The 13885-nt window shown below is 58.5% G+C and carries 11 protein-coding genes; 2 read left to right on the forward strand and 9 right to left on the reverse strand.

What is annotated here, in order from left to right; translation table 11 throughout:
* The first annotated feature begins 116 nt into the window (after positions 1-116).
* Positions 117-1487 carry a sigma-54 dependent transcriptional regulator gene (locus VEH04_10115; GenBank protein HYG23126.1) on the forward strand — a complete coding sequence of 457 codons (1371 nt, stop codon included), beginning with the start codon at positions 117-119 and terminating at the stop codon, positions 1485-1487.
* Between the two features lie 20 nt (positions 1488-1507).
* On the opposite strand, the gene VEH04_10120 is transcribed toward VEH04_10115, so the two are convergent.
* From VEH04_10120 to VEH04_10140, 5 genes are all read right to left on the reverse strand, one after another.
* Entirely contained in the window at positions 1508-1897 is a 390-nt protein-coding gene (locus VEH04_10120; GenBank protein ID HYG23127.1) for a group III truncated hemoglobin, read from the reverse strand.
* A gap of 2 nt (positions 1898-1899) precedes the next feature.
* Complete coding sequence (locus VEH04_10125) at positions 1900-2382, reverse strand: GNAT family N-acetyltransferase (protein HYG23128.1); 483 nt, start codon at positions 2380-2382, stop codon at positions 1900-1902.
* Positions 2383-2480: 98 nt separating this feature from the next.
* On the reverse strand, positions 2481-5342 hold the full coding sequence (gene alaS, locus VEH04_10130; protein HYG23129.1) for an alanine--tRNA ligase: 2862 nt from the start codon (positions 5340-5342) through the stop codon (positions 2481-2483).
* A 358-nt stretch (positions 5343-5700) separates the two neighbouring features.
* A complete protein-coding gene (locus VEH04_10135; GenBank protein HYG23130.1) occupies positions 5701-6282 on the reverse strand; it encodes a hypothetical protein in 582 nt (193 codons plus the stop codon).
* Positions 6275-6808 carry an RNA polymerase sigma factor gene (locus VEH04_10140; protein HYG23131.1) on the reverse strand — a complete coding sequence of 178 codons (534 nt, stop codon included), beginning with the start codon at positions 6806-6808 and terminating at the stop codon, positions 6275-6277. The genes VEH04_10135 and VEH04_10140 overlap by 8 nt, the downstream gene beginning before the upstream one ends.
* A gap of 161 nt (positions 6809-6969) precedes the next feature.
* Between VEH04_10140 and VEH04_10145 the strand changes: the two genes are divergently transcribed.
* On the forward strand, positions 6970-8967 hold the full coding sequence (locus tag VEH04_10145) for an ABC-F family ATP-binding cassette domain-containing protein (protein HYG23132.1): 1998 nt from the start codon (positions 6970-6972) through the stop codon (positions 8965-8967).
* Positions 8968-9010: 43 nt separating this feature from the next.
* Here VEH04_10145 and VEH04_10150 read toward each other — a convergent pair whose 3' ends face one another.
* From VEH04_10150 to VEH04_10165, 4 genes are all read right to left on the reverse strand, one after another.
* Complete coding sequence (locus VEH04_10150) at positions 9011-9817, reverse strand: RluA family pseudouridine synthase (protein HYG23133.1); 807 nt, start codon at positions 9815-9817, stop codon at positions 9011-9013.
* A gap of 17 nt (positions 9818-9834) precedes the next feature.
* Positions 9835-11511: a SurA N-terminal domain-containing protein gene (locus VEH04_10155; protein ID HYG23134.1), complete on the reverse strand. Its 1677-nt coding sequence runs from the start codon at positions 11509-11511 to the stop codon at positions 9835-9837.
* A 161-nt stretch (positions 11512-11672) separates the two neighbouring features.
* A complete protein-coding gene (locus VEH04_10160; GenBank protein HYG23135.1) occupies positions 11673-12482 on the reverse strand; it encodes a response regulator in 810 nt (269 codons plus the stop codon).
* A gap of 199 nt (positions 12483-12681) precedes the next feature.
* A complete protein-coding gene (locus VEH04_10165; protein HYG23136.1) occupies positions 12682-13782 on the reverse strand; it encodes an agmatine deiminase family protein in 1101 nt (366 codons plus the stop codon).
* Between the last annotated feature and the right edge of the window lie 103 nt (positions 13783-13885).

The raw sequence follows: 13885 nt of genomic DNA on the forward strand, positions 1-13885 counted from the left end.
TTGGGGGGGGGGGGCGATTGAAAGTGGGGCAGGTCCGGCGCGCTCGGAGATCTGTTCCACATTTCCCCTAGGGCATCCACCTTGAATACCCGCTCGAGCTTCACTAGCTTGCGGCTGTGGCTGAACAACGCGGCAATCATAGCGAACAAGTGCGCATCCTGATCGTGGACGACGATCCGGGGCAGCGCAGCCTGTTGACGTCGTTCCTCAGATCACAAGGTTTCGAGACGGACGCCGCGGATTCCGGCGAACGCGCGCTCGAGAAGCTTCGCAGTTCCCGCTTCGACCTCATGATTTCCGACGTGCGCATGCCGGGATTGTCCGGACTCGAAACACTTCGCCGCGCGCGCAAGGAGCACGATGCCCTGCCGATCCTGCTCGTTACCGCATTTACAGATGTGCGCGACGCCGTGGCTGCGATGCGCGATGGCGCATTGAACTACCTGGCGAAGCCGATTGACCTCGATGAGTTGCTGACCCTGGTGCAACAGGCCGTGGGTGTTTCAGAGTCGGTCACCCTGAAATACAGCGAGAATAAGCAATTGCCGGACTATGTCGTCGCTCGAAGCCCGCTCACGCAGGCCGTTTTCCGCGAGGCATCGCTCGTGGCCGTTTCCGACACCCGCGTGCTTATCACGGGCGAAAGCGGTTCGGGCAAGGAGATCCTGGCCGATGTCGTCCATGCATGGAGCACCCGTTCAAAAGGTCCCATCGTCAAGGTGAACTGTGCCGCGATTCCCGAGACTCTTCTGGAAAGCGAGCTGTTCGGCCACGAGAAAGGCGCTTTCACGGGGGCGCATGCACAGCGGATTGGACGATTCGAAGAGGCGACCAATGGCACGATCTTCCTGGACGAAATTGGCGAGATGTCGCCGCAGTTGCAGGCGAAACTTCTGCGTGTGACACAAAACGGAACGTTCCAACGCGTCGGATCCAACAGGGAGATCCGGACCAACGCACGCCTGCTGACCGCAACCAACCGCAACCTTGAGGAACTCGTGAAGAGCGGGAAATTCCGCGAGGACCTCTTCTACCGGCTGAACGTTGTCGAACTGCATCTCCCGCCCCTTCGCGAACGGCGCGAGGATATTCTCCCGCTGGCCAGTCACTTCATCGCGGAATTCGCCAAGGGCAAAGGACGTGTTTCGGAAGCCGTCGCCACGTGCCTTGAACGTTATGCGTGGCCGGGTAACGTGCGCGAATTGCGAAATGCGATGGAGCGGGCAGTGCTGCTCTCGCGCAGCGAATTAATCCTTCCCGAACACCTCCCATCGAAGGTTCGAGAAGCCGCCGCACAACCGGCGCCGATCGCATCGCCCGAGGCTCGGCAACTGGAGGAAATCGAACGCGAAGCGATCCTCGAAGGGCTCCGCAAGCATGGATACAACCGCACCGAGACGGCGCGCGCCCTCGGCATCAGCCGCCGCGCGTTGATCTACAAAATCCAGCGCTTCCGCAATATGGGAATAGCCATCGACCCGGCCTGACCTCTCCGCCAAGCCGCTCGTTATGACGCAAAGGGTTGCCGCTGGGTCAGGCCGAACAGGCGGCGGGCGAACGCGTGGGCGAGTTGATTCATTTGCTCAGCTTCCCACGGCGGAAGCGACCGAGCATTGTTGAACTCCCACAGCCTGAGCCAATGTTCAAAGTGCTCAGGTTTCAGGTTCAGCGGCAAATGCGCCGCCCCGAAGCCGCCGCGGTATCGCGAAGGCCCTCCCGCCTGCAGCGCCCAAAAATCGGCAATCTTTTCCAAGTGCGCCGGCCAATCCGGGATGTGGGTGTTGAAAATCGGCCCTATCACCGCATCCTGGCGCACATCCGCATAGAACCCCGTGATCAGCTTGAGGATCCCTTCATGCCCGCCAAGGCGCGCATACAGTGTCTGTTCTTCGCTCATCATCAATCACTTCCACCACCCGCTTCGCTCCTGCGTTCGAGGTACCGTGGATGATCCTCCAGGTTCTGCGACATGTAAACGTGTCGAATTTCCTGCCCGAAGCCGTTACGACGGAAAAACGCGAGCGCGCTATAATTCTTTGCCGCGGTGTCAACCAGCATGATCCGGGCGTCCCGATCTATGAACAGCACGGTCAACTGTTTCAGCAGGCGAGTGGCAATGCCGCTGCGCTTGAGGCGCGGTTCCACACCGAGCCAGAGCAGCCAGCCATAACGCCACGCGCTCCTCGGCTTTTCCATTACGCGGCCAAGCGCGAAGCCAACAATCCGCTCGTCGGATTCAGCGACGAGACATGTCTCAGCATCGTTGCTGAACAACAACGCGAGCTCATGGTCATCCCAGGATCGATACAACGTCGGCCATTCCTCGGCCGTGAAGATCTTCTGGCCCAGTTCGAATACTTCCGCGACGTCTTTCAATTGCATCTCCCGAATTTCAATCGGGGAAGATGCGCCAGAACGGCGGCCCAAACGTTTGCGCAAGAATCCCATACTCGTGCAACTTACCATCGCGCCGTGCCGCGTCAGATCAGTGTCCGCGCGTGCGCCAAAGCGTCGTCGAGCTTCGCCGCGTCCTTGCCTCCACCCCTCGCGTTGTCCGGCTTCCCTCCCCCCTTGCCTGCCACAATCGGGGCAATCTGCTGCACTATTTTTCCCGCCTGCACCTTTGCGATGAACTCCGGCGAAACCGAAGCGATCAGTGCCACGGCGCCGTTGCTGGCGCCTCCAAGCACGATCACGCCCTTGAAGCTCGATTTGAGTGAATCCACTACAGCCTGCAAGAAGTCGCCATCGACGGCTCCCAGGCTGTGGATGATTGCCGGCACGCCATTGATCTCGACAACGCGCTCGCGGAGGCTATTGGCGATGTTTGCAGCTTCGCGCTGCTGGCCCGACCGAATCTGCTTTTCCAATTCCTTCTGATGCGAAAGCAGGGCTTCAATCTTCTTGTCCAGTTCGTGAAGCGGTGCGTTCACTTTCGCCGCGAGGGCCTTGATCAACGCAACTTCATCCGCCGCCTTGCGATACGCTTCCAACCCTGCAACAGCCTCGATGCGCCGCACCCCGGCTGCAATCGCGCTTTCCCCAACGATGCGAAATAATCCGATTTCCCCCGTCGCGCGAGTGTGCGTACCGCCGCAAAGTTCCATCGAATAACCGTCGAGCTTTTTCGCCTGGCCGCCGATCTGCACGACGCGAACTGTGTCGCCGTATTTATCGCCGAAAAACTGCATCACATCCTTGCGCGCCTTCACATCAGCATAGGGCACTTCCGTCCAGCTCACCGCCGCGTTCTCCACGATGCGTTCATTGACCAGCTTTTCGATATCAGCCACCTGCGCCGGTGTGAGCGGCTGTGAATTGAAGTCGAAGGTGAGCTTGTCCGGTCCGACAAAGGAACCCTTTTGGGAAGCTTCCCTGCTGACGACTTCGTGCAGCGCCCAATGCAGCAGATGCGTGACGGAATGATGACGCTCGATTGCACGGCGGCGGAGGGCATTGACTGACAGCGTCACGCAACTGCCTGCCGCGGGAACCGCCTCCGCCCTGCCATTTTCAGTCTCCAAAAAATGGAGCCACGTGTTTCCAGACTTTTGCGTATTCGCAATACGCCAGCCTTCTGTGCCGGCCCGCAGTTCGCCCGTGTCTCCCACCTGCCCGCCCATTTCCGCATAGGCTGCCGAAGCGTCGAGAATGACAGCCGTCTTGTCCTTGATTGAAACCACCTCAAGGACCGTGGCCGGAATCTCAAGCACCTCGAACCCGACGAAACGCGTCGGCGTTGTCGTCTCGATTTCTGATAGCGAAATGACCTGCTTCTTCTGCGCTGCACGGGCAAGCGCGCGTTGTTTTTCCATCAACCGCTCAAAACCATCCTTGTCGACAGAAAGCCCCCGTTCGCGCGCCATTAACTCGGTGAGATCGAGCGGGAAGCCGTACGTGTCATACAACTTGAATGCAAATTCGCCCGTGACGCTCCCGCCCGTCGCTGCTTCGTTGAACAGCTCAATGCCCCGATCCAATGTTTTGTTGAAAGACTCCTCTTCTCCGCGGATGACGTCCTGCACGTGTTTCTTCTTTGCACGAATTTCAGGAAACACGTCGCCCATGGTTTCGGCGAGGACATCGACGAGCCTGTAAAAAAACGGCTCACGAAAGCCGAGCGTCCGCCCATAGCGAACAGCCCGCCGTAGGATGCGCCGCAGCACGTAGTTGCGATCGTTATTGCCAGGCTGAATGCCATCAGCGATCGCAAAACTCAGCGTGCGGATATGGTCGGCGATCACCCGAAATGCGATGTCGATCGCCACCTGCTCCTGCGTAGATTTGCTTTGCCAGTCCGTCGGGACCTGCTTGAGATCACTCGCAGGGCCTGGACGCGGGCCGGCCTTCTCAGCTTCCACCTCCACAATCTTGCTCGGAGCTTCACCACTGGTTTTCGCAGGCTTCGCGGGAACGTCCACGGATCCGGCGTCGCCCGGCAACGTGCTGCAATAACGCTTGCCGCTCAGCTTCTCGAGCGCGTCAAAGATCGGCCGGAAAATGTCGGTCTCATAATTGGAAATCCGTGCTTTCGCGAAATCCTTCAATCCGTTCGTGCCCTGCATGATTGAAGTCACGCGCTCAAAACCCATTCCCGTGTCGATGTGCTTGGAAGGCAGCGGGGAGAACGTGCCGTCGGGATTGGCATTGAACTGAATGAACACCAGGTTCCAGATCTCGATGCACTGCGGACTTCCCTTGTTGACCAGCGCGCCCTTCGTGTCGCCGTTCGGCGTCAGGTCCACATGCAGTTCCGAGCATGGACCGCACGGGCCTGTCTCGCCCATCATCCAGAAATTGTCCTTCTTGTTGCCGTTGACGATGTGCACGGCGGGATCAAGGCCCGCGCTGCGGAACTTCGCCGCCCAGAATTCCCAGGCCTCACGATCGAAATCACTTGGATCATTTTGCGCCTTGTCTGGATTGTAAACCGTGGCGTAGATCCGTTGCGGCGGGAATTTCCAAATTTCAACAACGAGTTCCCATGCCCATTCGATGGCCTCCTGCTTGAAGTAATCTCCAAAAGACCAATTCCCGAGCATCTCGAAAAACGTGTGGTGATAGGTGTCGAGTCCCACGTCGTCGAGGTCATTGTGCTTGCCACCCGCGCGGATGCATTTCTGGGTGTCGGCCGCCCGCGTGTCGCTGCCTGGAACAGCTCCCGCCCACCTGCTGACATCGGCTTCTTTCTGGCCCAGGAAGACAGGCACAAACTGGTTCATGCCAGCGTTGGTGAACAGCAGGTTCGGCGAGTCGGGCATGAGCGAACTCGAAGGAACAAGGGTGTGCTGCTTCGACTTGAAGAAGTCGAGGAACGATTGGCGAATCTGCTTTGACGTCATCATCTGTCGCAAGGTGCTATAACCGCGAAAAAATTCAGGCGGGGAGATTAGCCGAAGCGAACGGTCGAATGCGAGTTGAATTCAGAGGGCCCAGCGCGACCGGGGCGTCGTTATCAAACTCACTCTCTTTCCGGGCGAAGCCGGAGGAGAAGTCTCCCAAATCTCTAGGCGGCCAAAGCGAAGGCAGGGTGGCGTCAGGCATCTTGCCTGACGTAGAGGGCGTGCACCCTTGCCGCCCGGAAAACCGTTAACCACGCGAGACACTCAGATTCTCTCAACGTTTGAGAATCCTTCCACCCGGCGGGAAGCCCGGGTGGAATGAAAAGCGCGCGACGAATCTCACGCGAGTTTGAAGATCTCACAGCATCTCCAGGCTCCTGGCCTGGATGCGCAGGTGTCGGGCGGAACGGGATTGTTCCGCTTCCGACCAGAAAAGCCGGTCCCCAACCAGCATCACCTGACCCTGCGCATCCGCCAGCACCTCCACCCTCTCCTTGGCAACCTCAAAACTTTGTCCGCTGAATGTGATCACAATCCTGCATTCCTTTCCGTTACAAATCCTGATCCAGAGTGGAGGCGAATCAGGAACATCGGGCTTTTCTGACAAAACCAGGCGCGTCCCCTCCTCATCCTGCACAATCGCCCGCACCTGGTTCGGGAACATCCCAAGCGTCTGTCGGATCACCTCCGAGTTTTCAAGCGCAGCAAACACAGGCTGCCGTTCAGCGTTGAACGGAGAAAGGATGAACGCGATGAGGACGCACGCGGACGCCAATCCCAGGGCCCACAGCCAGCGCAGCGACACGGCTGGCCGATCCCGCCGGCGCGCACGGCGATCCAGCTGGGAAAGGACCGCTTGCGGAAACAAGTCCCAATACTCCGCGTTCCGTTCAGGCACTGCCGCGGCTTTCAATTTATTCTCCAACTCGGAATCATTCATCGCGGACCTTTCCCGCCAGCCAGCGCTTTAGTTTCTGTTTTGCTGAAAATACCCGCCAGGAAACGGTGGTTTCCGAGCAACCAAGAATGCGTCCCGCTTCAGCGTGGGTTTTGCCCTCGTAAATTGTCAGGACGATCGCCGCCCGTTGCTTCGGGTGCAACTTCATCAGGGCATTCTGCACTCGCCACGGCTCCGCAACGTCGCGGGATTCCGCCGGGTTTTCAGGGATTTCCCATTGCTCGTGCAGCCTGTTCCGCCGGCTCTCGCGTTTGTGCCAGTTGAGGCAAAGGTTCATCGCGATTCGATACAGCCACGATGAAAACGCCGCATCACCCCGAAAACTCTCCAGCCTCTGGAATGCCTGAATGAACGTTTCCTGCGCCAGGTCCTCGGCGTCGGCCATCGACCCTGTCATGCGGTATGTGACGGCGTGAATCATCCGTTGATGCATCTGGACCAGGGACCCAAAGGCTGAGTGATCGCCCTGCCGGCATCTGAGGATCACAGCCCTTTGTTCATCGTCCATTTGCGTTCTGATTTTAAAGTTAGGACAAACCCCAGCAAAGGATCCTTTGAGTGATTTCGCAGAATCGACCGCATTCCATCTCATGTTTGCACCGGCTCGAACCCGCAACTTCGCCACGGCTCTTGAGTTGCGGCCTGTTTATCACGTATGTTGTGCGCTCCATGCTGACTCTTTCCGGCATTTCGAAGGCTTATGGCGAACGCGTCCTGTTCGCCGACGCCACGCTGCAGGTGAACCGCAACGACCGCATCGGCCTTGTCGGCCCGAACGGCGCGGGCAAATCCACCCTGCTCTCGTTGATCCTTGGGGAGGAAGAGGCGGATGCCGGCGAAGTTATTCTTGAACGCGGTGTTCGCATCGGGCATTTGCCGCAGGAGAGCATGCCTGTCGCAGACGAGACAGTGATTGAACTCGCAACCGCTTCGTCACCCGAATTCCTCAAGCTGCGCCGCATCATCAAAGCCTGGGACAACAACCATCCCGTGGAAGCGCTGCATCCTGAGGAAATCCACGATGACGTGCACGATCGCTTCAACGAGCTGGGTGGTTACCAACTCGAGGCGAAGGCGAAACAGATTCTTGCGGGCTTGAGCTTTCGGGAAACCGATTTCGAACGCCCGGCGCGCGAAATGAGCGGTGGCTGGGTCATGCGCGCGCATCTGGCGCGCCTGCTCGCAATGGAGCCCGACCTGCTGATTCTCGACGAGCCCACCAACCATCTCGACCTGGAGGCGCTCATCTGGTTCCAGGATTACCTGAAGAATTATCCGGGAGCGATCCTCGTCATTTCCCACGATCGTGAATTCCTGAACCACCTTGTCGGGAGCATCGTGGAAATTCGACAAAGCCGCCTGATGCGTTACCGCGGCAACTATGACGAATACCTTGTTCAGCGCGAGGCGGCCGAGGAACAGTTGCTCGCGGCTTACAAGAATCAACAGCGCGAAATCGCAAGCCTGATGGACTTTGCAAACCGCTTCCGCGCCAAGGCTTCCAAGGCGTCGCAAGCGCAAAGCAAATTGAAGCAGATCGAACGGATGGACAAGATCGAGGCGCCCACCAGCGATGATCGAAAGGTGAGCTTCTCGTTTCCCCAGCCGCAACGGAGCGGCCAGCGCGTGATCCGGCTTCAAAACATTCGCTTCGGCTACCCGCTCTCGTCCGCGAGCAACCCGGGCGCACAGGGCGAGAATTTGATTTATGAACGGCTCGCCTTCGAAGCGGAACGCGGACAGCGCATCGTCCTCGTCGGGCCGAACGGCGCCGGGAAATCGACGTTGTTAAAACTGCTGGGCGGCGTGCTTGAACCGCAGAATGGAATCAGAGAACTCGGTCACAACGTGAAATCCGGTTACTACTCGCAGTATCGGGTGGACATGCTCGACCTGAGCCGGACCGTGCTTGAGGAAGCTTTGGACACTCCGTCCCGTGTGACCGAACAATTCGTGCGCACATTGCTCGGCTCGTTCCTGTTTCAAGGTGACGATGTCTTCAAACGCGTGAGTGTCCTGAGCGGTGGCGAAAAGAGCCGCCTCGCTCTGGTGAAGCTGTTGCTCGATCCGCCCAACCTGCTGCTCATGGATGAACCCACGACGCATCTAGACATGTCGAGCATCGACGCGCTGTTGTATGCGCTGGATCAATTTGAGGGAACCCTGATCTTCATCAGCCACGACGTCTATTTCATCCGCGCCCTGGCAAATCACGTGGTCCATGTGAACGCAGGCCGTCTTACCCCCTACCCTGGCGGCTATCAATATTACCTTGATAAAACCCGTGCCGGCTCGGCCCGGGCAGCGCTGACGGCGGGCGGGCAAGGACGCCGGATTGGAGAGCCTCCGCAGCGATCTGCGGTTGCCGTGACCGATGGTCTCTCGCGAAAGGATCAAAAACGAATCGAAGCAGAACAGCGGCAGGCGCGATCCAAAGAACGGAAGTCGCAGCAACAGGCGGTGCATCAGCTTGAAAAGCAAATCCAGGCGCTGGAACAGAAGCAAAGCGAACTGACGGCCGAGTTGGAGAAACCAGAAACGTACGAAAAACCAGGACGCGCCAATCAGATCAACCGCGAACTTGTGGATGTGCAATCAGAACTTGAGGAACTCACGCCGAAGTGGGAAGCAGCGGCGACGAGGCTCGCCACTCTGGACGCTGGATAGGCATCTGCACGATGCGGTGGCGGGACGGCCACTCCGATGGCGTTCAGCCCGGCGTCATCCCGAATTGGCGCAGATACTTGATCGTGACGGTAAAATCCTTGGGCAGGGGCGATTGCATCACGACAGTTTCGCCCGTCACAGGATGCGTCAGTTCCAGTTGCTCCGCATGAAGGGCCACTCGCCCCATCAGGGGGCGTTCTTCTTTTCCAGGCTTCAGGACGTAATTCTTCTTCAAACTCGATAGGTACAGCGCCTTCCCCCCGTAGAGTGAATCGCCGACAATCGGCAATCCGAGGTGGCGGAGGTGAACGCGAATCTGATGGGTCCGGCCAGTCAGCGGCTCGCAACGAAGCAACGTAAAGCGGCTGAACTTTTCCATCACATGAACCACCGTGCGTGATCGTTTTCCGTTTTTCGGGTCGACGCGCATCAGACCGATCCGCGTTGGGTGCGCTGCGAGTTTCTGGTCGATCTCCACCTCGTCCTGCGCGGGAGCGCCCCGCACCAGAGCCACATACTTCTTCAGCGGCTTCTCCGAGCCGAACAAGTTTGCCAACTGCACCAGGACTGGTTTGCTCTTGGCTAGAAGAATGATGCCGCTCGTTTCGAAGTCGAGGCGGTGGGCATTCATCAGGTAATCGAGCCCGCGCTCCTTTGCCCACGGTTTGGCCGCGGTGATACCCGCGTGCAGGAGCTTCATCAAGTTCGGACGATCGGGATCGTAACGGTCGGGCGACGTTAACAGGCCGCTCGGCTTGTCCACGGCGAGGAGGTGCTCGTCTTCGAACCGGACCGGAATTTCCCAGAACTCCCGGGTACCCGGCGACGACAGTTTGATTAACGGTTCCACAACCGCCAGAGGGCGAATCAGGAACGCGCGGCCCCGGTGCCGGCGGGAGCTTGCTGCTGCTGTTGTTGCTGCATCAGCGGTGTCTCGCGCAGCGATTTGCTTGCTTCAGCCTGCAGCCACGCATCAATGGCTTCACGGCGGCGTGCACGGCGGAACCGCTCGGTGTATTCAGGCAGGTCTGCCAAAATCCTGGATTCATCCAGTGGAACAAGTTTTTCAACGAACACAATGAAGCCGCCGTCCATGGTCGGAACAAACTCGGTGGCGGTTCCGGGCTCTATCATGAATGCCGCCTGTTTGTATTGCGGAAGTGGCACATGCGCTTCCACCTGCGGCGCGTTCGTGGATGCAATTGAAAGCGGCTCGACTGCGACGCTGCGCAGGTTGGCCTGGGACACCAGTTCCGAGAAAGTCTTGCCTGCCTTCAAGCCTTCCTGAAGGACCCGGGAAAATTCTGAACCCGCGCGTCGCGCATTCTCCACCGCTTTGGTGCGGCGATAGTCGTCTGCCACCCGGTCCTTCACGGTGTCGTAGGACTGGGTCTCGACGGGCAATCGCTTCGCCAGGGCGATCACAAACACCGCATTTTCGCCGACCATGGGCCGATCAGCCAGCGGTTCCTCTTCGGTTAACCGAAAGGCAGTGGGAGCGAAGTTGGGTCCGACGTCCAATCCGTCCGGCCCATTCTCCTGGTCGAAAGGCGCGGTTTGCTGCACCACGAAGTTATTCGTGCGCGCGGCTGTAAGGAAATCCTCAACGTTCGGCGTGCGTTCGCGGCTCAACAGGTCATCCATAAATCGCTCCGCCGTTCGGTAGGCCGCCAGCAATGCCTGGTCGTGCCGGCGTTCCTCGCGCAGCTTCTGCCTGGCCTGTTCGGGGGCGAGGTCCGGAAACGCGTTGGTTCCGCGCTGCTGGTATTCCTGTTCGATCACCTCGTTCAGATTCGTGATCCCGAAAAGCTCCGTGTCGGCTTGCGCCAGGAAATTGCTCGCGCTGAAAGTCACATAGTGCACCTGCACCCGTTCCGGCAGTTCATACAGATGCAATCGATTGGTGTAGAATTCCGTCAGGACCTCGGGGGTCGCCGCGGCAACACTCGTCTGGTAATTGGTGCCCGAATAGAACAGCGCGTGACTGACGATTTGCTGGTTTTCGCGCGTGAAGAGCGCGCGAGCTTCCTGGGGCGTCACAAGATCCCCCGGCAATCCAACGATTGAGAGCAACTGTTGCAGCGCAAGCTCATGACGCACGTAACGCGCAAAATCCTGCTCGGTGGCATGCGGCATCAACGCCCGCTTGACGAATTCCTCGAGCGGGACGGGGCGGCCGCCGCCTGCGCGCGAAAGAATGTTGTTCGCCGCCTGCGCCACAGCTTCGTCGCTCACGTAGATGTTGTAATCCTTGAACTTCTTGATGAAAAACAACCGGATATACGTTTCCCGCTGCAGGTCAAAATTGGAGCGGCCGCTGGGCCACTCGCCCGTGCTCATGAAATAAGCAAGCATCGCTTCGCGTTCGGCATTCGCGTATTCGGGACGGGAAATTCGCTCCCCATCAATGTTGCCAAGCTGCCCAGCACTTGGACGTCCACCTCCGTCTGAGGCCGGATTGAAAAAGATGACCAGGGAAACAATCATCACCCCGATGATCACGACCCACAGCCAAGTTTGATGTTTACGAATGGTCCCAAACATAGATTTAAGAGTGCGAACCGTAACCAGCCCGTGAAAACCGGTCAAACGCAAAAGAACCCGCGGCCAAAGGCGCTCTGCCGACTTGGAAGCCGGCGATACAGTCCCGACTCGCCGGGAGAAACCTGCGCACGAGTTTCTTGCAGGGCCGGTAGAGGGATGAACTAAAGTCCCAGCCGATGCAGCTGATCCCGATGGGACCGGGTGAGGGTGAGTTGCGCCCCGCCATGAAGAACGATCACATATTCACCGCGGGCAATTGGCCGGAGTTCACGAATATGGTCCATGTTGACCAGTTCGCCGCGGTTGATCCTGAGGAATCGCCCGACAGGAAGACGCTGCTCCCAGTTGTTCATCGTGTCCCGGGAAAAATGGATCGAACGCCCAGCATGAAGCCGCACCCCGTCATCCGCGGCTTCAATCCATTCGATGTCGGACAGGTTCATGAGCAGGATCCGGCCGTCGGTTTTCACCGCGATCCGTTCGGGTGTTCCGGGATTTCGCCGCAGTGAGTGATTCTGCCGCTGTTCATCCAGCGTCTGGATGTGGCTGCGAGCACGCTGCAACGCCACCTGGAGGCGCTCCCGGCGGCACGGCTTGATCAGGTAGTCCAACGCCTGGACGTCGAACGCCTTGTGCGCAAACTCCTCATTGGCCGTGACAAAGATGACAACCGGCTTGTGCTCGGGATCCAAATTTGAAACCACTCCAAATCCATCCATCTCGGGCATTTGCACATCGAGGAAAACGAGATCGGGATCCAATCGTTTGATCGCGGCGACGGCATCCAGCCCGTTCACTGCGGTGCCGACCAGCTCAATGTCTGCTTCTGCGCCGAGATAACGGCGCATTACCTCCCGCTCGAGTTGCTGGTCGTCCGCGACGAGTGTGCGAATCTTCCTGCCTGCTGCACCGGCAACAATCGCCGCGGGTGGCGTACAAGCAGACACTTCAGGCAGGGCAGCGGCAGTCATATGGTCAGGCAACAGGTTCGGTTGCCCCAGATCATCAGGCTGCGGCCGGGATCCGCACAACACGCGGGACTACGGAAACTCGTCCGATGCTTTACGGAACGATCCCGCCTGCGGACATTTTCAGACGCTTCCACCTGAGCATTCACCGCTGGTGCGCGAGGAAGGGTAGACCGCTTGATGCCTGCGCGCCTTTAGCTGTTCACGCGGGTTCCTGTTGCGTCAGACAGTGAAGCGATCCAAAACCGAGGACGAGATCAACAGCATGGATTCCAACCACGGGGCGATCCTTGAACAAGTCACCGAGGATCCCAAGCGCGATCCGATCATTCACGTCATTGAACGTCGGCACGATCACGCACGCATTACAGATGTAGAAATTGGCGTAACTTGCGGGGAGCCGCCAGTCGCCGTAATGCAGTGGCGACGGCATCGGCAGCGCAACCACCTCGGGCCTTGAGCCGTCCTCAAGGCGCAGGTCCTGGACGCGTTCCCAGTTCTCAGCGAGCGGGTTGTAATTGATGTCCTTCCGATTCTTCTCCTGGATCAACACCAAGGTCTTGCGATCGGTAAAGCGCGCGATGTCGTCGATGTGCCCGTGTGTGTCGTCACCCACCGGCCCGTTCAAAAGCCAGAGGACATTTTTCACGCCGAGATATTTCCGGAACGTTTCATCATACTGGGCGCGCGTCATACCAGGATTGCGCACCTGGATCTTGGGATGTTGGTAGCATTCCTCGGTGGTGAGCAGTGTTCCGCTGCCGTTCACCTCAATGCCGCCGCCTTCAACGACAAACTTCTTTCCGTTGAACTGCGCGTCGAACAGCGGCCGCTTCAGGAACTTAGAGGCGACCTCGGGCACGCGCGTGTCCTTCTGCCAGTCATCGTATTTGGCCCACGCATTGAAATGGAAATGAACAATGGCCTTGTCCTGCTTTGAATTGGCTCCCTTCGATTTCCGTTTCAGCTTCACGTGGATTGGCCCGCTGTCGCGCGTCCAGCCCCGATTCGTCGGATGCACGATGAAATCGATCTGCCGAAGGTCGCAGTTCGCGCGCTTGAGGTAGCTGGCTGCGAGCTTTTGTTCGCTGGCGTGGCGAATCAGGATGCGAACACGTTCGCCCGGCGAAATCTTGCGCACCATTTCGCCGTACACCCAGCGAATGGTGTCGATCTTATCCGGCCAATCCGTTTCGTTGTGCGGCCAGCCCAGCCATGTCGCCGCGTGCTTATCCCATTCTGCAGGCATGGAATATCCGAGTTCCGCGGGCGTCGTGTTCGTGATGCGTTCTGCGTTTGCCATAAAATCCGCGCGGAAGATAAGACCTTTTGACGGCTTGTCGATGGACAATCGCCTTCCAGTGCAAGGCGCGCGGCAACAGGTCACATTCGCTGTTTGCGGGTGA

This window comes from Verrucomicrobiia bacterium (assembly GCA_035629175.1).
Taxonomy (GTDB): domain Bacteria; phylum Verrucomicrobiota; class Verrucomicrobiia; order Limisphaerales; family DASXHY01; genus DASXHY01.

What these genes read in the sequence shown, in the direction of transcription:
- VEH04_10160 (HYG23135.1), bottom strand. Translation starts at nt 12,482, where the DNA reads ATGACTGCCGCTGCCCTGCCTGAAGTGTCTGCTTGTACGCCACCCGCG.
- VEH04_10165 (HYG23136.1), bottom strand. Translation starts at nt 13,782, where the DNA reads ATGGCAAACGCAGAACGCATCACGAACACGACGCCCGCGGAACTCGGA.
- VEH04_10125 (HYG23128.1), bottom strand. Translation starts at nt 2,382, where the DNA reads ATGCAATTGAAAGACGTCGCGGAAGTATTCGAACTGGGCCAGAAGATC.
- VEH04_10140 (HYG23131.1), bottom strand. Translation starts at nt 6,808, where the DNA reads ATGGACGATGAACAAAGGGCTGTGATCCTCAGATGCCGGCAGGGCGAT.
- VEH04_10155 (HYG23134.1), bottom strand. Translation starts at nt 11,511, where the DNA reads ATGTTTGGGACCATTCGTAAACATCAAACTTGGCTGTGGGTCGTGATC.
- VEH04_10145 (HYG23132.1), top strand. Translation starts at nt 6,970, where the DNA reads ATGCTGACTCTTTCCGGCATTTCGAAGGCTTATGGCGAACGCGTCCTG.
- alaS (HYG23129.1), bottom strand. Translation starts at nt 5,342, where the DNA reads ATGACGTCAAAGCAGATTCGCCAATCGTTCCTCGACTTCTTCAAGTCG.
- VEH04_10120 (HYG23127.1), bottom strand. Translation starts at nt 1,897, where the DNA reads ATGAGCGAAGAACAGACACTGTATGCGCGCCTTGGCGGGCATGAAGGG.
- VEH04_10135 (HYG23130.1), bottom strand. Translation starts at nt 6,282, where the DNA reads ATGAATGATTCCGAGTTGGAGAATAAATTGAAAGCCGCGGCAGTGCCT.